Raw genomic sequence first — 20869 nt, forward strand, 5'->3', positions numbered from 1 at the left:
CGGGGACGGTCGCCCGCGGTGAGCCTGGTCCAACCCCGAACACGGAGCGTGGGACCAGGCTCACCGTCGCGCGGTCAGACCAGCGGTCGAGCCGTGGTCCGGCGAGCGGTCAGGCGGTGTGCGGGACGCGCGGGGCGACGCTGAGGCCCTCCCCCGACGGATCGACGTCGACCACGACCTCGTCGCCGTCACGCACCTCCCCGCCGAGCAGCTCGCGGGCCAGCGTGTCGCCGATCGCCTGCTGGACCAGGCGACGCAGTGGACGCGCGCCGTACGTCGGGTCGAAGCCCGTGCGGGCGAGCCACGCCTTGGCCTCGTCGGTGACCGTGAGCCGGATGCGCCGCGGCTCCAGCCGCCGCGCCAGCGCGTCCACCTGGAGGTCGACGATCCGCGTCAGGTCCTCGACCGAGAGCGCGTCGAACATGACGACCTCGTCGAGCCGGTTGAGGAACTCCGGCCGGAACGACGCCCGGACGACCTCCATGACCTTGTCGCGCTTCGCGCTCTCCTCGATCGCGGGATCGGCGAGGTAGACCGAGCCGAGGTTCGAGGTCAGGATCAGGATCACGTTGCGGAAGTCGACCGTACGCCCCTGCCCGTCCGTCAGGCGCCCGTCGTCGAGCACCTGAAGCAGGATGTCGAAGACCTCCGGGTGCGCCTTCTCGACCTCGTCGAGCAGCACCACCGAGTAGGGGCGACGCCGCACGGCCTCGGTGAGCTGGCCGCCCTCGTCGTAGCCGACGTAGCCGGGAGGAGCACCGACCAGCCGCGAGACCGAGTGCTTCTCGGAGTACTCGCTCATGTCGATGCGGACCATCGCCCGCTCGTCGTCGAACAGGAACTCCGCGAGCGCCTTCGCCAGCTCGGTCTTGCCGACGCCCGTCGGGCCGAGGAACAGGAACGACCCGGTCGGCCGGTTGGGGTCGGCGATGCCGGCGCGCGAACGGCGTACGGCGTCGGAGACCGCCTTCACGGCCTCGGTCTGCCCGATCAGCCGGTGGCCCAGCTCGGACTCCATCCGGAGCAGCTTGCCGGTCTCACCCTCGAGCAGACGCCCGGTCGGGATGCCGGTCCACGACGCGATGACCTCGGCGATCTCGTCGGGGCCGACCTCGTCGTTGACCATCTTGTCCTCGGGCTCGGCCGACTCGTCGGCCTCCGCCTTCTCGAGCTGCTTCTCCAGGCCGGGGATCTCGCCGTAGTTCAGCCGCGCGGCGGTCTCGAGGTCGCCCGCGTTCTGGGCCCGCTCGGCCTCACGACGCAGCTCGTCGATCTTCTGCTTGATCTCGCCGACCTGGTTCAGCCCGGAGCGCTCGCGCTCCCAGCGCGCCTCGAGCCCCCGCAGCTGCTCCTCGGAGTCGGCCAGCTCGGCGCGCAGCTTCTCCAGCCGCTCCTTGCTCGCCTCGTCGGTCTCCTTCGCGAGGTGGAGCTCCTCCATCTTCATCCGGTCGACCGAGCGGCGCAGCGAGTCGATCTCGACGGGGTTGGAGTCGATCTCCATGCGCAGCCGGCTGCTCGCCTCGTCCACGAGGTCGATCGCCTTGTCCGGCAGCTGGCGCCCCGCGATGTAGCGGTCGGACAGCGTCGCCGCCGCGACCAGGGCCGCGTCGGAGATCTCGACCTTGTGGTGCGCCTCGTACGTCTCCTTGAGCCCGCGCAGGATCGCGATGGTGTCCTCGACGCTCGGCTCGTCGACCAGCACGGGCTGGAAGCGCCGCTCGAGCGCGGGGTCCTTCTCGATGTTCTCGCGGTACTCGTCGAGCGTCGTCGCACCGACAAGACGCAGCTCGCCGCGGGCCAGCATCGGCTTGAGCATGTTGCCGGCGTCCATCGAGGAGTCACCGGTCGCACCCGCCCCGACGACGGTGTGGAGCTCGTCGATGAACGTGATGATCTGGCCGTCGGAGTCCTTGATCTCCTGCAGGACGGCCTTCAGGCGCTCCTCGAACTCGCCCCGGTACTTCGCACCCGCGACCATCGCCCCCAGGTCGAGCGACACGAGCCGGCGCCCCTGCAGCGAGCTGGGGACGTCGCCCGCGACGATGCGCTGGGCGAGGCCCTCGACGACGGCGGTCTTGCCGACGCCGGGCTCGCCGATGAGGACCGGGTTGTTCTTGGTGCGGCGCGTCAGCACCTGGACGGTGCGCCGGATCTCGGCGTCGCGCCCGATCACCGGGTCGAGCTTGCCCTCGCGCGCGGCCGCCGTGAGGTCGACGCCGTACTTCTCCAGCGCCTGGTAGGTGTCCTCGGCGTCCTGGCTGGTCACGCGGGCGGAGCCTCGTACGGTCTGGAACGCGCCGCGCAGGGCGTCGGCGGTGGCGCCGATCCCGTCGAGGACCTCGCGGGCCTTCGACTGCACGGTCGCCAGTCCCACCATGAGGTGCTCGGTCGACACGTACTCGTCACCGAGCTCGCCGGCGAGGTCCTGCGCACGCTGCAGCACCTCGAGCGTCGCGCGGGCGTACGAGGGCGTCGCGACGCTCTGGCCCGCCGCGGACGGCAGGCTCCCGAGCGCCTCGGTGGTGCGGGACCGGGCGGCTGCCGGGTCCGCGCCCGCGGCCTGCAGCAGCGGCACAGCGGTGCCGCCGTCGGCGTCGAGCAGCGCGTCGAGCAGGTGCAGCGGCTCGACGTTGGGGTTGCCCGCAGCGGCAGCCGACTGGATCGCGGCGGCGATCGCCTGCTGGCTGCGGGTGGTCAGCTTGTTGGCGTCCATGAGTCTCCCTGGTGTCAAGTCAAACGTGTACCAGGTTCAACGCTGCCAAAGTTGAGTCGATTCCGCTCAACTTCGATCTCGTCCCCGATTTGTGCGCTTGGACCAGGTTCTCCGGCACAGAACCTGGTCCACGTGCACACATCGGGGAGGGGTCGGGGCGTCAGCAGGCGGCCAGGGCCTGGCGGACCACGCGGGTGTAGAGGCGGGCACCCTTCGCGTTGGGGTGCACCCGGTCCGCGGCGAGCAGCGACTCCCGGCCGGACACCGCCCCGTTCCAGTCGACCAGCCGTACGTGGGCATGGTCCGCCGCCACCCGTCGTACGGCGCTCAGCGACGGCTTCTGCCACGACCGGCCGGGCACGTACGGGGAGACCAGCAGCACCTCGCGCCCCGCAAGCTGCCGTGCGACCAGCCGGTCGAGGTCGTCGCGGTCGACGACGCCGTTGGTCCCGGTGCCGATCAGGACGACCTCGCCGAGGGCCCCGCGCGCGGCCGCCTTGCGTACGGCGCCCGCCACGTCCTCGTACTGCCACCCGACCTCCGCCGTCGCGTGCAGCCGCGGCAACGCCGCCATCAGCTGCGGCGCGGCGGCGACGAGGACCGAGTCGCCGAACGCGCTCATCCGCGCGGACGCGGCCGACCGGCACGCATCCGCAGGCGCGCTCGCGCGACCGGAGACCTCCGCCGGCGCCGAGACCTCCGCCGGCGCCGAGCCATCCGCGGCACCCGCGGCCGCCAGCGACGGGCCGGGGGCGGACGCGAGCATCCGCTGCCCCGCGAGCAGGCTGGCCTCGAGGCGGCTCCGGTCGGGCGCGGTCCCGACCGCCGCGGCCGCGCCGATCGTCACGACCGCAGCCGACGCGGTCACGAGGACCCACCGCCCTCGAGGACGGCGCCGGTGCTCGACGAGCCTCCGAGCCGGAGAGGCCCACCGCGCCAGCGTGAAGCCGATCCCCTCCGTCCGCATGGGCATCTCGACGAACCGGTACGACGCCGCGGCGACGGCGACCGAGGCGAGCGCCGCGAGCGTGCCGGCGAGCACCGACCACTGCGGGGGCGCGAGCCGCGTCGCGAACACGATGAGCGGCCAGTGCCACAGGTAGATCCCGTACGACCGCGCCCCGACCCAGCGGAGCGGGCCGGCCGCGAGGACGGAGGCCAGCGCGGTGCGGTTCGCGCTGGCCAGCACGAGGGCGGCACTCGCCACGCTGGCGGCAAGGAGCCCGCCGGCGTACGGGGCCGCGGTCGACCAGGGCACGACCAGCGCGTACGCGACGACGGCGAGCAGTCCGGCGGCACCCGTCGCCGTCAGCCACGTCCGGGCCCGCGCCGAGATCGCGCGGGAGCCGGACCGCAGCAGGTGCGGCGCGCCGCTCAGCGCCAGGGCCGCGCCCACCAGCAGGCCGAAGACGTGCGTGTCGGTGCCCACGTACGCCCGCGTCGGGTCCGCAGGGTCGTACAGCACCGCCATCGCGACCGCGGAGCCGAGGGCCAGCATCGTCATCGCGGCGGCCATCCGGCGGCGCGAGAGCACCAGCAGCCCGAGCGCCAGCACCGCCGGCCACAGCAGGTAGAACTGCTCCTCGATCCCGAGCGACCACAGGTGGTTGAGCACGGGCGGCTCGCCGTGGTCGGCGTACGACCACCCCTGCGCCACCTGGAACCAGTTCGACGTCCAGGTCAGGCCGCCCAGCACCTGGGCCCGCAGACCAGCGCCGGTGTCGCGGCCGACCACCAGCGTCAGCGCCGCGACGACCACGATCATGAGCGTCGCGGCGGGCACGAGCCGTCGGGCCCGGCGGACCCAGAAGCCCGGGAGGTCGAAGTGGCGGGCGCGGTCGGCGTCCTCGAGCAGCACGGTCGTGATCAGGAAGCCGCTGAGGACGAAGAAGACGTCGACGCCGACGTAGCCGCCGGGCATCCAGGCGGGCGCGACGTGGTAAGCGACGACGAGAAGGACGGCGACGGCGCGGACACCGTCGAGACCGGGCGCCGTGGGGCGGCGCAGGGACATGCGGGACTTCTTCCGAGACTGACGAACGGGGGTCGGCGGTCGAGACCCCCCTCGACCGCGGTCGAGCGTACCGGTCGCCGTCCAACCGCCGACCGGGAGCACGGGGTCCTAGCCCAGCCTCACCAGCTGCACGCGGCAGGACGGCGAGCTCCCTGGGTTCACCTTGAGGCGGTTCACGGTGAACGGCGTCTCGACCGCGGTGACCACCTTCGGGATCACGATCCGACGGGCCGTCGCCTGGGTGGATCCCGGCGAGGCGACGAGCACCGTCACCCGGTAGTCCGCGGTGCCGGCCTGGTTGACGATCACGCCCTGGGCGACCCACACGGTGGGGTCTGCGGTCGGGACGCAGCGGAACGACAGCAGGTCCTCGGCAGCCGGGCGCGTGCCGCTGGCGGCCTGCGTCGCGGACGGGGTCGCGGACGGTGTGCCCTCCGCCGCGGCAGGTTGCTCCCCGCCTCCGCCGGAGCAGGCGCTGAGGGGCAGGACGAGGCCCGCGACCGTGAGGGCGAGAAGGCTGGTCCGGCGCACAGCATCATGAGACCACGCGCGCCGCCGCGATCGGCGGAGGCACGTCGTGGACGGGCACGGAGACCCGCCCGTGCGTCCGCGACGGTCCGGCGCTGACCCCTTCCCGGCCTATGTTCGAGGTCATGTGGTTCGCCGTTCTGGGCCCGCTCGAGGTCCACGACAGCGGGGGGAAGCCACTCCCGGTCCCGCCGACGCGGCAGCGGCTCCTGCTCGCGGCCCTGCTCTGCTCGGCGGGCGCACCGGTGTCCGTGGACCGGCTCGTCGACCAGATCTGGCACGGCGACCCGCCCGGCACGGCGCGGGCGAACCTCCAGCTGTACGTCCACCGGCTGAGGCGCTGCCTGGGTGCCGACCGCATCGTGCACCGCGCCGACGGCTACGCGATCGTGGTCGATCCCGACGAGCTGGACGCGGCGCGGTTCGAGACGCTCGCTCGCGACGGGAGGTACGAGGAGGCGCTCGCGCTCTGGCGCGGCACGCCGTACGCCGGTCTCGACGAGCTCGAGGTGGCACGCGAGCAGTCCACGCGGCTCGAGGAGCTGCGCTGGCACGCCCTCGCCGAGCGGGTCGAGTCGCAGCTGGCGCGCGGCGAGCACTCGGCGCTCGTCCCGGAGCTCACCGCGCTCGTCGCCGCGCACCCGCTGCACGAGCGGTTCCGCAGCCAGCTGATGCTCGCGCTCCACCGCTCGGGCCGTGCCGTCGACGCGCTCACGGTGTTCCAGGACGGGAGGCGGGCGCTCGTCGACGAGCTCGGCATCGAGCCGGGCACCGCGCTGCAGGACCTGCATGCGCGGATCCTCGACGACGACCCGGGCCTCGTGCCCGACGACGCGGTCGCGTCCCCGCTCGTGCCGGCGGAGGTCCCCGCCCCGACGGCGACCTTCACCGGTCGGGAGGCCGACGTCCGGCGGATCGCCGCCCTGCTCCGGACGGACGGCCGTACGCCGGTGGTCGCCATCACCGGCATCGGCGGGGTCGGCAAGTCGGCGCTCGGGGTGCAGACGGCCCACGAGGTCGCCGATCGTTTCCCGGACGGGCAGCTCTACGTCAACCTCCAGGGCGCGACGCCCGGTGCGACGCCGCTGACTCCGGAGGAGGTCCTCGGGCGGTTCCTGCGGTCGCTGGGCGTCGCCGACTCGGCGGTGCCGTCGCGGCTGCACGAGGCCGCGTCCCGGTTCCGCTCCCTCACGGCCGAGCGCACGCTGCTGGTCGTGCTCGACGATGCCGCGGACGCCGCACAGGTCCGACCGCTGCTGCCGGGCGGCAAGGCGTGCGCCGTGCTGGTGACGAGCCGGCAGATCCTCACCGAGGTCGAGGGCGCGGTCAATCTCGGGCTGACCGCGCTCGGCCCCGGTGAGTCGGCGACGCTGGTCGCCCGCCAGTGCGGCGACGACCGGCTCGCCGCGGAGCCCGCCGCCACGGCCGAGCTGGTCGAGCTGTGCGGTGGCCTCCCGCTCGCGCTGTGCCTCGCGGGGGCGCGCCTGGCGAGGCGACCGCAGTGGCCGGTGTCGGCGCTCGTCGGGCGCCTGCGCGACAGCCAGCGCCGGCTCGACGAGCTGCAGTCGGGCGACCGGGCGGTGCGCACGAGCTTCGGTGTGAGCCACGAGGACCTCCGCGCCGCGGCAGCCCGGGTCTTCGCCTGTCTCGCCCTGGTCGACGTGGCGGACGTGGGGACCGCCACCGCAGCGGCCGCCGCCGACCTGCCGGAGCACGTCGCCGAGGAGCTGCTCGAGGAGCTCGTCGACGCGCAGCTCCTCGAGTCGCCGACGGTCGGCCGGTTCCGCATGCACGACCTCATCCGCCTCTTCGCCCGGGAGCGCGCGACCGAGGAGCTGGCACGGGACGAACGCACCGCGGTGGTCCACCGTGCGGCGCACCACTACCTCGCGACCGCCTACCAGGTCGCGGACTTCCAGAGTCCCGGCCACTGGCGCAACGGTCTTGCTCCGGCGTCCCTCCGCGAGGGAGGTTCCCCGATGCGCAGCGACGCCGACGTCACCGCCTGGTTGGTCGCCGAGCGCCAGAACCTGCGCGACGTCGCCCGGGAGATCGCCGCGTCGGACTCGGACGGACCGGCGGCGTGCGCCCTCTTCGCGAACCTTCTCTTCGCCTCGCTCAACACCCGTGGCCAGTGGTACGAGATCCGTTCCCTCAACGGCTTCGTCCTGGACGCCACCGCGGCTGACTCCGAGCACCTCGGCGACGCCCGGGCCCTGGCGCACAACGACCTCGGCTGGGCCTACGCCGTCCTGGGGCGGGGTGACGACGCGGTTGCCCACCTCACCGAGGCGCTCGAGCACTGGGAACGGACCGGCCACGCTTCGGGCGAGGCCCACAGCCGGCGCTCGCTCGTCAAGGCGCTGACGGTCACCGGCCGTCCGCAGGAGGCGCGGGACCAGGCGACGCGCGCGCTCGCCCTGTTCCGAGACCTGGGAGCGCGCACGGGCGAGATCGACTGCCTCATCGCGATCGGTCTGATCCACGCGCACGAGGACCGCCTCGGCGACGCGATCGAGACCCACGAGAAGGCGCTCGCGATCGCGACCGAGGTCGACGACGAGTGGCATCGGGGAGCGGTGCTCGGCAACCTCGGTGACCTGTACCGGCGCGACGGTCAGCCCGCCCGCGCGAGAGCGCACTTCGAGGACGCTCTGACGGTCGACCGCGTCGTGGGCAACGACGGCACCTACTACGAGGCCGAGCACCTGTGGGGCCTGGGCTCCACGCTGCACGAGCTCGGCGACGCCCACGCGCACGCGTGCTGGGACAGGGCGGCTTGGATCCTGCGCGACCTCGGCCTCGTCGGCGCGGAGGAGTACGACGCGATCGTGAGCGTCGCTGTGCCGCCCCTCCCCGAGGTGATCGCTCAGCAGCTCTGAGCGACCACCTCGGCGGGGCGGCGTACGGCGGTCCCGCTCAGCGTCCGAGCGAGACCGCGAGCTCGTCGACCTGGAAGCGCGGCGCCCAGGCGGGCAGCGTGCTCCCGACCGCCCTCATCCCGACGGTCAGTCCCGTGATCGCCGTGCTCCCGGACCAGTCGGCCAGCGGGACCGACACGGTGTTCCACCGGTCCGGCGAGAACGCCACGTCGACCTCGCGGGTCGTCCCGTCGGCGGCGGTCAGACGGGCCACGGCGCGGTAGCCGGTCGCCCCGGTCGCTCCCCCGTACGCGTTCAGCTGAAGGTCCAGCGCACGCGCAGCGGAGAGGTCGAGCGGCTCGGTGAACGTGCGGGTGACCGTCCGAAGCGCTCCCGGTGCGGCCGCGGTCCCGACGGCTTCGAGCGCCCAGGCACCGGCGTACGGCCGTCCCGGTCCGTTGGCCAGCGTGCCGACGCGCGAGACGGCGGAGACATGGTCCCCCGGCGCCCACCCCGACGCGCCGCTCTCGAACCCTTCGAGCGTCAGCCGTGGCGCCGCGACCGGGACCGCGACGGTGTCGTCGCCGACGTCGAGGCAGACCGCTCCGGAGCCCGTCGTGGAGACGTCGACCGGCACCTCGAGGGTCCGCGAGCGCCCCACGTGCAGCGACCGGAGGTCGATCCGCGTCGTGGGCACCTCCCACCCCCCGCACGAGCGGAGGAGGGCGCTGTCCTGACCGCGGGCGTCCAGGCCGTCGAGGTGCAGGCGGAGCACGGCCGACAGATCGGCCTTCGCCTCGATCTCGCCCGACGCGAGCAGGTTGGCCGCAGTGGACGGCGACGCGTACGGGGTGAGGCCGACCCGCACGACGCGGACGGTGGTCGCACGGGTACGCGAGCCGGTGCCGCGGACCCACACCTGCACCTTCGCGATGCGGCCGTGCGCGAGCAGCGAGCCGAGGTCGGCGGCGACGGTACGGACGGACCCGTCCGACGGCAGCCGCGCGTCCGACTGGACCACCTGCCCCGTCGCCGTCGTCACGCGCAGCCGCGCGACGACCTCCTCGTCGGCGAAGCCCGCGAGGGCCGCGGTCAACCAGCGGCGGCCGCGCAGCGCGAACGGCTGGTCCCAGGTGCGCCCGATCCCTCGCCACTGCTGGTCGAACGTCCCGCCGCCGGAGGTGAGCTGCCATCCGGTCTCCGTGACCGTGGCCGCGCTGACGTTGTGACCGAGCGTCCAGCCCGCGAAGTCCGCACCCGTGAGGTCGGACTCGTTCACCGGCCGCACACCCGCTCCGCTGCCGACGGTGCGCGTGACGGGCCGTTCGGCGAGGGCCGCCGGGTCGAACCCGGGGATGACCTCGCTCCAGTCGTCGATCCCGATCACGTCCTTCGCGAAGGCCGTGGCCTCCAGCGAGCGGGCGGTGTCGATGTCGCGGAAGACGTCGTAGACCAGCTTCGGCCGCAGCGGTGCCGCGGGGTTGGCGCTCGTGGTGTCGCGCGCCCACAGGCCGAGGTTCAAGCCTCCCTCGCCGCCGTGGTCGACGTGCCGGTGCAGGATGAAGGAGTCGATCCCCGGCAGGAATCGCGACCGGTAATAGGCGTAGGCGTAGCAGGCGGCCTGGAGTCGCTCCGCCTCCTCGTCGGACCCTCGGGTGTTGCATCCCTGCTCGGAGAGGATCACGCGGCGCGCCGCACCGTCGTACGTCAGCGCCGGCCGCTGGAGGTAGTCCGTCAGCACGTTCAGGTTGCGGAAGGTCACCACCGGCGCGTCGGGGCTGTCGGTCGCGTCCGGGTCGTCCCACACCGTCGGGTCGAAGAGGTCCTGCGGGTACGGGTGGTAGGCGACGTGCCAGGGGAAGTCGCCCGTACGACCGCTCAGCGCTGCGAGCCCGTCGAGAAGGTCACGCCCGGCGTAGTAGCGCGTCGGAGCGGCCTCGTCGGGGTTCGCGCCGCTCGGGCGGGTCCAGCTGTGGGTCATCGAGACGTACGTCCGTGCGGAGGCGGAGAACTTCGTGGTCGCCAGCCAGCCGATCCGCAGCGCGCGGGCGTACCCGTCGAGGAACGCGTCGAGCGGCTTGTCGCCGGAGTGCGACCACTCCCACTGCGCGTCGACCTCGTTGCCCATGATGAAGCCGTCCGCGCGGCCGTACCGGCGGTCCTCCCGCGTGTAGCGGTCGGCGAGCAGCTCCATCGCGGCCGTCAGGTACGCGACGCCCTCGGGGGTCTTCGTGTTGAACCCCATCACCGTGCCGCCGGACGTTCCCGCGCCGGGGTCGGTGAGCACGCTCGCCGCAGAACGCGAGTCGCCGCTGCGGTAGACGAGGATGATCAGGTCCACCGACGACCCCGCCTCGGACGAGCCGCGGATCTGCCGGTCGAGCGACTCGAGTGCGGAGCGGGAGAACCAGAACGTACGCCCCCCGCTGACGTACTCGACCGTCTCGGCGGCCGTGCCGGGCCGGGTCCACATGATCTGGCCGAGCGAGACGTTGATCGCGGCCGACTGCACGCCGAGGTCCTCGGCGTCGTCGGTCAGCTGGACCTGCAGACCCTTCTTGCTCCGGACCGGCGTCGGCGGGAAGTCCGCACGCGCCGGCGCTGTCACGTCGTCGACGAAGTGCGCAGGGCTCGCGACACCTCCCGCCGCAGCGACGAACTGGGCGTAGCGGAGATCCGTACCCGCGTCCGTGACCCGCGGGAGCACCGCGCGGAAGGTCCCGTCGGCGCCGACCGACGCCGTCCCCTCCGCCGTGGCCCCACCTGCGTCCGTCGCCGCGCTCGACGCGGTGACCGCGACGGTCTCCCCCGGCGCCGCGACGCCACGGACCTCGACCTGCTCCGCCCCGTACGTGACACCCGCGATCTCGGGCGCGGTCTCGGCGCCGAGCGCGGGGCCCTGGGCGGCCGGGACGAGGGCGGCGATGACCGCCGCCGCCGTCCCGGCGACCAGCGCCCTCATGACACCCACGCGACCTCGTCGATCTGGAAGCGGTGACCCCAGACGAAGGTGCTGCCCTGCGGTTGGAAGACCACCTCGACCTTCTTCACCGCCGCCTTGCCGGCCCAGGACCGCAGGTCGACCTCGAGGAGGTTCCAGCTGTCCGGGTTCACCGAGAACGCCTTCTCCAGCGCGTCACCCGACGTCGGCGTCAGCCGGACGGTCACCTGGTAGCCGGTCGCTCCCGGCAGACCGCCGTACGAGTCGAACCGCAGCGACAGCGACGACGCGTCGGACAGGTCGATCGCCGTCTCGGGCGCCAGCACCACCGATCGCGGCTTGTCGCCCGAGGTGCCCGGCACCGTCGCCTCCAGCGCGCCGGACCCGGCGAACGGCTTCCCGGGACCGTTGGCGAAGCCCGTCACCCGAGCGACGGAGGTGACGTTCTCCCCCGCCTTCCAGCCGTCGGTGCCGTCGTCGAAGCTGGACAGCGTCACCGTGCGCTTGAGGCGTACGGACGCGCCGTCCTCGACCGACGTCTCGCCGTCGGCCGTGCGGTAGCGCAGGCGTGCCGTCACCGGGAACTCACCGCTGGCGGTGCCCTCGGGGACGAGGACGAAGAACCGGTACGCGTGCTCGACGGGGCGCCCGGACGAGTCGAGCGACACCGGACGCGACGGGGCCGACACCTTCCAGCCGTCCGGCGCGTCGACCTCGAGCGTGCCGGCCAGCTGCTTCGGCGCGGTGCCCGTGACGACGGCGTCGAACGCCTGCATCTGGCCCGGCTCGACGGTCGCGGCGGAGGGCGAGACGACGACCGTCGCCTCGGTCTGCGCCGTCCCGCTCGCCACCGCGCGGACCGCGTGCTTGCCCGCGCCCAGGTCGCCGACCACGACGTACCCGTCGGCATCCGGCTCCGCCGTGACCTTGCGACCGTCGACGGTCACCGTCACGTCGCGGCCGAACGTCGGCACCGCCACGTCGGCCGAGGTGTCGTCAGGGACGTCCACCTGCGTGGTGAAGGTGTCGCCACGGCGCTCCCACGACGTCGCGATCGTGCCGTGCGGGGTCGGGACCGTGCCCTCGGCCCAGGTCAGCGAGCCGGGGTGCGGACGTACCTCGAACTCCGAGAAGCCGGGCTTCGTCGGCTTCACGCCGAGGACCTGCGTCGACAGGCTCACCGTCGGGCCCGCCGCCCAGCCGTGCGCCAGGCTCGAGAACTGCTCGAGGTTGGGCCGCCCGTTGGCTTGGACGTGCTCCCAGAACGTCGATCCGGGATCCTGGTCGAGCATCCAGCCCCAGAAGCGCTTCATGAGGGTGAAGCCCGACTCCTCGTCCAGCGCCGACGCGCCGGGCGCGGTCAGCCGGGCGTCGACCTCGAACCAGCTCGGCAGCGGCGCGTGGAAGGCAGGCAGCGATGCGTTGGGCGTCGACGGCGACACGGTCAGCGCGCCGCGGTCGTTCCAGCTGTTCTTCCGCAGGTAGGTCATCGCGCGGCCCGCCTGCTCCTCCGAGGCGACGCCCGCGAGCACCGCCATCGCGTTGCCGTCCTGCGGGAACGCGCCGCGAGTCTCGGTCGACAGCCGGTAGGCCCCGACCTCGTCGTCCCACAGCGCGTCGTTCACGGTGTCGCGGACCTCGGCGGCACGCTCCTCGTACGCGGCAGCCTCGTCCGGGGCACCTGCGGGCTCCGCCAGCGACGCCATCTGGTCGAGGTTGCGGGCGTACAGCGCGTTGACGTACGTCTCGTGGCCGCAGTCGGTGTAGCCGTAGTGGCCGCACGACCCGGACGCCGCGAAACCGATCAGCCCGCTGTCGTCGCGCTGACCCTCGAGCCAGGCGACGGCCTTCGTCATCGCCGGCCACCACGTCTTCAGGTAGTCGCCGTCGCCGGTCCACTGGTAGTGGTCCGCCATGTTGCTGACGAACCACGTCACGTACTCGCCGTACGTCCGCAGCTCGTTGCGGTTGTGCTCGCCGACCAGGCTCGCCGCGGGCATGTAGCCGTCCTCGAGCTGCTGACCCGCGAGGCTCGTGAGCGAGTTCTCGACGGCGTCGAGGTCGTGGGTGCTCACGTACGCGACCGGGTTCTGGACGGCGAGGTCGCCCTGCCACACGATCCGGTCACGCTTGCCGCCGTCGAAGATGACGTCCTTGTCGGGGTCGGCCCCCGGCACGTCGTCGTCGGCGTGGTCGCGCTCGCCGGTGGTGTAGGGCCACGACTTCGCGGTGTTCGGCTTGTCGGTGTTGATCTGCACCGTGTAGGCACCGGCGTACCAGATCTTGTTGAGCTCGTCGTCGCTCGACAGGAAGTGACCCTCGTAGTCGGTCAGGTCGTCGCCCTGCCCCGACGCGGCCGTGAACCGCATCGAGACGGCGTCGACGTCGACCCAGCCGGGTCCGTCGAGGAAGAGCGTCGCGTACCGGTAGCCGCCGCGCAGCTCGGGATCCTCGAGATCCGCGGGCAGCGTCGCGTCGGCGAGCGGGAGCGTGTGGCTGTCGGTGTCCTTCGTGTAGGGCTGGCCCGGGAACCCGTTCCAGATGTTCGCGGTGTCGCAGCCCGGGGCGAGCGCGGTCTGGCCGTTGTTCTGCCCGGTCCAGCGTGCGAGGTACTCCAGCGACTCGCTGTAGCAGACGTGCAGCTCCGGGCGGCTCGACGACGCCGCGAGGACACGTGCCGCGACCGGCCCCGAGACCTCCTTGCCGAAGTCCAGGATCACCAGGGGCGACGTGGTGCGGTCGCCCTCGCTGCTGAGGCGTACGGACTTGCCGTCGCGCGTGAGCAGGGTGTCGGCCTTGCCGCTCACCGCGCCGCCGCGCTCGAGCACGTCCTCGACGGAGGTCGGCTTCACGGTGCGGCTCGTCGGGGCGAGGACGTAGTCGCGCCACTTGCCACGCGTCGGCGTGTAGTCGGCCTTCTCCCACGCCTTGCCGGGCGTCCCTGCGCTGCTGCCCTTCGCCGCGGCCGTGACGGCCCCCGACGACCCCGCGCCGGAGACGGCGAGGGCGGCGCCCAGCGCGAGCGCGCTCGCGACGGCGGTCAGTCGTGCTGTCGATCCGGTCCGCCTCATCGTCCGCTCCTCGTCACCGTCAGCGTGGAATCTCCGGTCAGCCCCTCGACCACGAGCGCCCCGTCGTCGGAGCGGGCCTGGACCGCGCGGCCGTCGACCGTGACCTCGCTGCCCGCCGCGCCCGGAAGGCGTACGGCGTACGTGGTCCCGTCCGGCGCCTCGACCGCCACCCGCAGGCCGCGCTTGTCGGTACGCCACGCGGTCGTGATCGTCCCGTGCGGCGTCGGCACGGCCCCCTGCGCCCAGCTCAGTCCGTCCACCGGCGTCGGCGCGACCTCGAACTCCCGGAACCCGGCCTCGGTCGGCGTCACACCCAGCACCTCCTGGGTCAGGAAGTTGGTCGGCGCAGCGGCCCAGCCGTGGCTCTGGCTGGTGTACGCCCCGAGCCCGAGGCCGCCGTCGGGCGACACCGTCTCCCAGAACGTCTTCGTGCTGTCGGGGCCGTCGAGCATGTGGCCCCACGTCCGCCGCAGCACGCTCAGCGCGCCCTCGGCGTCGCCTGCCTCCGCGTACGCCGCCAGCTCGTGGCTCGCGACGAACGGGCTGATGTAGTCGGGGACCGCGTTGCCCTCGGTCGTGTCGACCCCCCGCTCACCGTGCGGCGTCGCGAGCTTCGCCTCGAAGAACTCGAGGATCCGCTGCGTCTGCTCGCGCGTCGCGACCCCGGTGACGATGGCGAGCGCGTTGGCGTCGAGCGGGTGTGCCTTCGACCCGGCGATCGTCCGGAACGCCCCGGCCTCGTCGTCCCACAGCGTGTCGGCGACGGCCTTCGCGGTGCGGTCGGCCGCTGCCGTCCAGGTCGCGGCGAGATCGTCCTCGCCCAGCTCCTGGGCGGCGGACACCGCCGAGCGCAGGCCCTTGACGTACACGAGGTTGTTGTACGTCTCCTTGCCCGCCTGGCCGTACCCCCAGTGGCCGGAGGCCGAGCCGGGCACGTCCCACAGACCGTCGTCGTCGACGTTCTTCTCGGCCCACGCGACGTTGCCCTTCAGCGCGTCGAACCAACGGCTGAGGAACGTCTTGTCACCCGTGTAGAGGTAGTGCGTCCAGTAGTTCTGCATCCACCACGACGCGTACTCGCCCCAGTTGTACGTGAACCCGGCAGGCTCGGGCAGGTAGACGCCCGGGATCTGCCCGTCGGCCGACGGGTGCGCGGCGAACCACTCGACGGCGTTCTTCGCCGGCTCGCTCGCGCCGGTCGTCAGGTACGCCACGGTGTTCGAGACGACGTTGTCGCCGCCCCAGTCGTAGCGATCACGCTTGGCGCCGTCGCTGAGGAACGCCTCGCCCTGCGCCACGAGCTGGTCGTTGCGGACCGGCCCGGGGGTCGCCGGGTAGGGACGGCCGGTGTCGGAGGCGATCGTGGACATCTGCGCCGTGTACGCCCCGGCGTACCACAGCTCGTTGAGCTCACGGTCGCTGGAGAGGAACGCGCCCTTGTAGTCGTCCAGATCGGGGTTGGTCGGGTCGGCGGTGAACGTCAGCTCGAGGTCGGACAGCGTCGCCGACCCGGGGCTGTCGAGGAAGACCATCAGGTAGCGGAACCCGCCGCGGATGACCTCGTCCTCGACCGGCCCGTCCTTGTCGAGGGCGAAGTAGTGCGTCTCCGTCGCGACACCGGACGGGTCCTGGCTGTAGTCGGACACCGACGTCATGTAGGTGTCGGACTCGCTGAACGCCAGCCCGAGGCGCGGTGCGCCCTCGACGTCGGACGCGTTCAGCGAGATCGTGCCGCCGACCTCCTGACCGAAGTCGTAGATCACGTACGGCTTCGCGAAGAACCCGGCATCCAGGTGCGTCTCGCCGCGCCCGGCCGCACCGCGGGGGTTGCGCGCCGACCCGCCGTAGCCGGGCTCGGCCGCGGCGGTCCGGGTGCTGCTCGCCCACACGCCCGCGATGCGGGCACCGTCGCCGGGGTTCTCGAGGTTGCGGAACGTGACCTCGACGGTCGGAGAGCTCACCGCGCGCGCCGGCACGCGGACGCTGTAGTGGGTGGCGCCGATCGGACGCCCCTGCGCGGCGTACAGCGCCATCGTCCGGGTGTGGACGACCTGCCCGTCGACCAGCACCTCGTACCGTGCTCCGGCACTGCCGGCCTCCTCGACGCGGAGGTCGAAGGCGCGGTGCGCGGGGACCCGGAGCTGGTAGGAGAAGTGGCCCCCCGCGACGCCGACCCCGGCACGGCGCACCTTGAGCCCGCCGACGGTCGCGGTGTCGCTCGTGCCCACGTCGAGCCCGTGCGCCGCGTCCTCCGACGCGGCGGAGGATGCCGTCACGTAGTCGTGGTTGACCTCTGAGGACTCGGCGACCGTGACCGGTCGAACGGTCCGGGACGACGGTGCGAGGACGTACCGGTCCGCCTGGGAGAGGGGTGGGAGCCCGAGCATCCCGGATGCCCCGTCGGGCCCCCGGGCGGTGACGCCGTCCGCTGCCACCGGGACGGCGATCGCGCCGACGAGCGCCAGGCTCGCGATCAGGACTGACGTCTTGGCTGTTCCCGAACCCTGCACGAGCTCCCCCACATGAATCGTTTCAATGTGACGGTGATCACTCAATCAGGGGGTCATTGCATGGCACAACCTTCGTGTCCGGAACCGGCCACGCGGTTGGTGACGCAGAATCGCCGGGTCAGCGCCGCGTGCGCCGGATCACGAACGCCTGGGCGTCGGTGAACCGCACCGGCAGGTTGCGCACCTTCGGGACGGCGACGTCGCGCGCCTCGAGCTCGGCCTCGAGCTCGACGACACGCGCCTGCAGCGCCAGCACCTGGTTCTCGAGCTCGAGGACGCGCTTGACGCCCTCGAGCCCGAGCCCCTCGGCGGTGAGCTGGGCGACCGAGCGCAGCAGCTCGATGTCGCGCAGCGAGTAGCGACGCCCGCCACCCCCGGTCCGGGCCGGGCTGACCAGCCCGAGCCGGTCGTACGTCCGCAGCGTCTGCGGGTGCAGCCCCGAGAGCTCGGCGGCCACGCTGATCACGAAGACCTTGGCCTCCGGGCCCGGCGGGACGAAGTCACCCTCCGAGCGGTTCATCACGCACCTCCGGAGAACAGCGTCGCTCGCGGGTCGTCGCCGTCGCGGGCGGTCCGGAACGACTCGACCGCGGCCCGCGCGTCCTCGGTCAGGGCCGACGGCACCTGGACCTCGACCGTCACGAGCAGGTCGGCCTTGGTGCCGTCCTTGCGGGGCGCGCCCTTGCCACGGGCGCGGAACGTGCGGCCGTTGGGCGTGCCCGCCGGCACCTTGATGCGGACCGGCGCACCGTTGAGCGTCGGCACCGCGATCTCCGCACCGAGGGCAGCCTCGTCGAAGGCGACCGGCACCGTGATCGTCAGGTTGTCGCCCTTGCGTCCGAACACCCGGTGGGGCTGGACGTGGACGGTGACGAGGAGGTCGCCGCTCGGGCCACCGTTCTCGCCCTTCGCGCCCTTGCCCTTCAGGCGGATGCGCTGCCCGTCCTTGACGCCCGCGGGGATGCGGACCTGCATGGTGCGCGACGACGTGGCGCGCCCCGACCCGTGGCAGGTGCCGCACGGGTCGTCGACCACGAGCCCGCGACCGCGGCAGACGTCGCACGGCTCGGTCATCGCGAACAGGCCGCCCGACGCGCTGGTCTGCATGCCGCTGCCCTCGCAGTTGGGGCAGACCCGCGGCACGGTCCCGGCCTTGGCGCCGGTGCCGTGGCACGTCGGGCACGGCTCGTCGCTCGTCGTGCGCAGCGGCACCGTGACGCCGGAGATCGCGTCGTCGAACGACAGCGTCGCCTCCGACTCGACGTCGGCACCGCGTCGTGCGGGCGCGGACCGCGTGCGCGAGCCGCCCCCGAACATCCCGCCGAGCAGGTCGGAGAAGTCGAACCCGCCCGTCGTCGTGGTGCCGCCCGGGTAGCCGAACCCACCGCCGGAGCCCTGGCGGCCGAAGCCGCCGAACCCGCCGCCGGAGGAGAACATCGCCCGCTGCTCGTCGTACTCCTTGCGCTTGTCCGCGTGGGAGAGCACGGCGTACGCCTCGGAGATCTCCTTGAACTTCTCCTCGGCAGCCTTGTCACCGGGCTTCGCGTCGGGGTGGTGGTCCCGGGCGAGCTTGCGGTACGCCTTCTTGATGTCGGACGCGCTCGCGTCCTTCGAGACTCCCAGGATCTTGTAGAAGTCCTTCTCGAACCACTCGTTGTTCACGAGACCACCTCCTCACACGTCGTTCGTACGGGTCACTCGGGCGCCGGCTCCGACGCGCCCTCGTCGGACTCCACCTCGGCCGTCTCGACCGGGGTGTCGTCGTGCTCGACGACGGCGACGCGCGCCGGGCGCAGCACCTTGTCACCGATGCGGTAGCCGACCTGCATGATCGCGTCGACGGTCGGCTCACCCTCGGGGGCGTCGGCGTCGAGGCGGTGCATCAGCGCCTCGTGGAGCACCGGGTCGAACACGTCGCCGTGCTTGCCGAACGGCTCCAGCCCGTGGGCGCTCGTCGCCTGCACCAGCGAGTCGGCGACGGCCTTGAAGCCGCCCTCGAGCTCGCCGTGGTCGCGCGCCCGCCCGATGTCGTCGAGGACCGGGAGGAACGACGCGAGCACCGACGCGGTCGCGTTGACCCGCTGCACCTCGCGGTCGCGGTCGACCCGCCGCTTGTAGTTGACGTACTCGGCCTGGAGGCGCTGCAGGTCGGCGGTGCGCTCGGCGAGCTGGCGGGCGAGGTCGCCCTCGGCCCGCTCCGCCTCCTGGGCCTCGGCCTCGGGGGCCGGAGCAGTCTCCTGCTCCGACCCCTCGGCCTGCGCCTCAGGCGTGATGTCGTGGTCCGACGTCACTTGTTCTCACCCTCGTCGTCGACGATCTCGGCCTCGACGACGTCGTCGTCCTCGGCCTGGGCCTGACCCTCGCCGGCACCCGAGCCGGACGCGGCGTTCTGCGCCGCCGCGGCCTCGTACATCGCCGTGCCCATCTTCTGGCTCGACTCGCCGAGCTTGGCGATCGCGGCCTTGATGGCGTCGATGTCGTCGCCGTTCAGCGACTCCTTGAGCGCGTCGACGTCGGCCTGGACCTCGGACTTGACGTCGTCGGCGATCTTGTCGGCGTTCTCGGCGACGAACTTCTCCGTCGAGTGCACCAGGGTCTCGCCCTGGTTGCGGACCTCCACGGCCTCCTTGGCCTTGCGGTCCTCCTCGGCGTACTGCTCGGCGTCACGGACCATGCGGTCGATGTCGTCCTTGGAGAGGGCCGACCCGCCGGTGATCGTCATCGACTGCTCCTTGCCGGTGCCCCGGTCCTTGGCGGAGACGTTGACGATGCCGTTGGCGTCGATGTCGAAGGTGACCTCGATCTGCGGCACGCCGCGCGGGGCCGGCGCGATGCCCGTCAGCTCGAACGTGCCGAGCATCTGGTTGTGCGCCGCCATCTCGCGCTCGCCCTGGTAGACCTGGATCGCGACCGACGGCTGGTTGTCGTCAGCAGTCGTGAAGACCTCCGAGCGCTTGGTCGGGATCGTCGTGTTGCGCTCGATGAGGCGCGTCATCACGCCGCCCTTGGTCTCGATGCCGAGGCTCAGCGGGGTGACGTCGAGGAGCAGCACGTCCTTGACCTCGCCCTTGAGGACACCGGCCTGCAGGCTCGCGCCGACGGCGACGACCTCGTCCGGGTTGACGCCCTTGTTGGGCTCCTTGCCCCCGAGCAGCTCGCGCACCAGGTCGGAGACGGCCGGCATGCGGGTCGAGCCACCGACGAGGACGACGTGGTCGATGTCGGCGACCTTGATGTTGGCGTCCTTGATCACGTGCTCGAACGGCGCGCGGGTCCGCTGCAGCAGGTCGGCGGTGATCTTCTGGAACTCCGCACGGCTCAGCGTCTCGTCGAGGAACACGGGGTTCTTCTCGGCGTCGACGGTGATGTAGGGGAGGTTGATCGACGTCGACTGCGAGCTGGAGAGCTCGATCTTGGCGCGCTCGGCGGCCTCACGGACACGCGGCATCGCCATCTTGTCCTTGGTGAGGTCGAGGCCGGTGCTCGCCTTGAACTTGTCGACGATCCAGTCGACGACCTTCTGGTCCCAGTCGTCACCACCGAGGTGGTTGTCACCGCTGGTCGCCTTGACCTCGATGACCCCGTCGCCGATCTCGAGCAGGGACACGTCGAAGGTGCCGCCGCCGAGGTCGAACACGAGGATGGTCTGGTCGTCGCCCTTGTCGAGCCCGTACGCGAGCGCAGCCGCGGTCGGCTCGTTGATGATGCGGCTCACGTTGAGGCCGGCGATCTCGCCCGCCTCCTTGGTGGCCTGACGCTGGGCGTCGTTGAAGTACGCGGGGACGGTGATCACCGCGTCGGTGACCGGCTCGCCCAGGTACGCCTCGGCGTCACGCTTGAGCTTCTGCAGGACGAACGCGGAGATCTGCTGGGGGGTGAAGGTCTTGTCGTCGATCTTCACCGACCAGTCGGTGCCCATGTGACGCTTGACCGAACGGATCGTCCGGTCGACGTTGGTGACACCCTGGCGCTTGGCGACCTCGCCGGTCAGCACCTCGCCGTTCTTGGCGAAGGCGACCACGGACGGGGTCGTGCGCGCACCCTCGGCGTTCGCGATGACGGTGGGTTCTCCACCTTCCAGCACGGCGACGACAGAGTTGGTCGTGCCGAGATCGATTCCGACCGCACGGGCCATGAGTTCCTCCTGATGGATCGTGGGGCGGGCACGTCCTGGATCGAACGCGCGCCCGCCGTTTGCAGCACTCCGTTAGTTGAGTCTGATCCTATCAAC

The 20869-nt window shown here is 72.3% G+C and carries 11 protein-coding genes; 1 reads left to right on the forward strand and 10 read right to left on the reverse strand.

Annotated features, from left to right (window positions below):
• Window positions 1-109: 109 nt before the first annotated feature.
• From clpB to ACQSSQ_RS14350, 3 genes are all read right to left on the reverse strand, one after another.
• Window positions 110-2713: an ATP-dependent chaperone ClpB gene (gene clpB / locus ACQSSQ_RS14340; protein ID WP_431327755.1), complete on the reverse strand. Its 2604-nt coding sequence runs from the start codon at window positions 2711-2713 to the stop codon at window positions 110-112.
• A 160-nt stretch (window positions 2714-2873) separates the two neighbouring features.
• Window positions 2874-4727, reverse strand: coding sequence for an acyltransferase family protein (locus ACQSSQ_RS14345; RefSeq protein ID WP_431327756.1), 1854 nt, complete (start codon window positions 4725-4727; stop codon window positions 2874-2876).
• A gap of 108 nt (window positions 4728-4835) precedes the next feature.
• Entirely contained in the window at window positions 4836-5258 is a 423-nt protein-coding gene (locus ACQSSQ_RS14350) for a hypothetical protein (RefSeq protein ID WP_431327757.1), read from the reverse strand.
• 122 nt (window positions 5259-5380) lie between these two features.
• Here ACQSSQ_RS14350 and ACQSSQ_RS14355 point away from each other — a divergent pair, with 122 nt between their 5' ends.
• Entirely contained in the window at window positions 5381-8137 is a 2757-nt protein-coding gene (locus ACQSSQ_RS14355) for an AfsR/SARP family transcriptional regulator (protein ID WP_431327758.1), read from the forward strand.
• A gap of 37 nt (window positions 8138-8174) precedes the next feature.
• Here the strand turns inward: ACQSSQ_RS14355 and ACQSSQ_RS14360 are convergent, their stop codons facing one another.
• The 7 genes from ACQSSQ_RS14360 to dnaK form a co-directional block, all read right to left on the reverse strand.
• Window positions 8175-11078 carry a DUF5722 domain-containing protein gene (locus tag ACQSSQ_RS14360; protein ID WP_431328006.1) on the reverse strand — a complete coding sequence of 968 codons (2904 nt, stop codon included), beginning with the start codon at window positions 11076-11078 and terminating at the stop codon, window positions 8175-8177.
• Window positions 11075-14128, reverse strand: coding sequence for an alpha-L-rhamnosidase C-terminal domain-containing protein (locus ACQSSQ_RS14365; protein WP_431327759.1), 3054 nt, complete (start codon window positions 14126-14128; stop codon window positions 11075-11077). The genes ACQSSQ_RS14360 and ACQSSQ_RS14365 overlap by 4 nt, the downstream gene beginning before the upstream one ends.
• Window positions 14125-16650: an alpha-L-rhamnosidase C-terminal domain-containing protein gene (locus ACQSSQ_RS14370; protein ID WP_431327760.1), complete on the reverse strand. Its 2526-nt coding sequence runs from the start codon at window positions 16648-16650 to the stop codon at window positions 14125-14127. Before ACQSSQ_RS14370 ends, ACQSSQ_RS14365 begins: the two co-directional genes overlap by 4 nt.
• A 106-nt stretch (window positions 16651-16756) precedes the next feature.
• Complete coding sequence (locus ACQSSQ_RS14375; protein WP_431327761.1) at window positions 16757-17158, reverse strand: heat shock protein transcriptional repressor HspR; 402 nt, start codon at window positions 17156-17158, stop codon at window positions 16757-16759.
• Window positions 17158-18300 (reverse strand): molecular chaperone DnaJ, encoded by a 1143-nt coding sequence (gene dnaJ, locus ACQSSQ_RS14380; protein ID WP_431327762.1) that lies wholly within the window; start codon window positions 18298-18300, stop codon window positions 17158-17160. The genes ACQSSQ_RS14375 and dnaJ overlap by 1 nt, the downstream gene beginning before the upstream one ends.
• A gap of 32 nt (window positions 18301-18332) precedes the next feature.
• Entirely contained in the window at window positions 18333-18929 is a 597-nt protein-coding gene (gene grpE / locus ACQSSQ_RS14385) for a nucleotide exchange factor GrpE (protein WP_431327763.1), read from the reverse strand.
• Window positions 18926-20773 carry a molecular chaperone DnaK gene (dnaK, locus tag ACQSSQ_RS14390; RefSeq protein ID WP_431327764.1) on the reverse strand — a complete coding sequence of 616 codons (1848 nt, stop codon included), beginning with the start codon at window positions 20771-20773 and terminating at the stop codon, window positions 18926-18928. Before dnaK ends, grpE begins: the two co-directional genes overlap by 4 nt.
• Window positions 20774-20869 lie beyond the last annotated feature (96 nt).

The organism is Mumia spirodelae, assembly GCF_050632745.1.
GTDB lineage: Bacteria > Actinomycetota > Actinomycetes > Propionibacteriales > Nocardioidaceae > Mumia.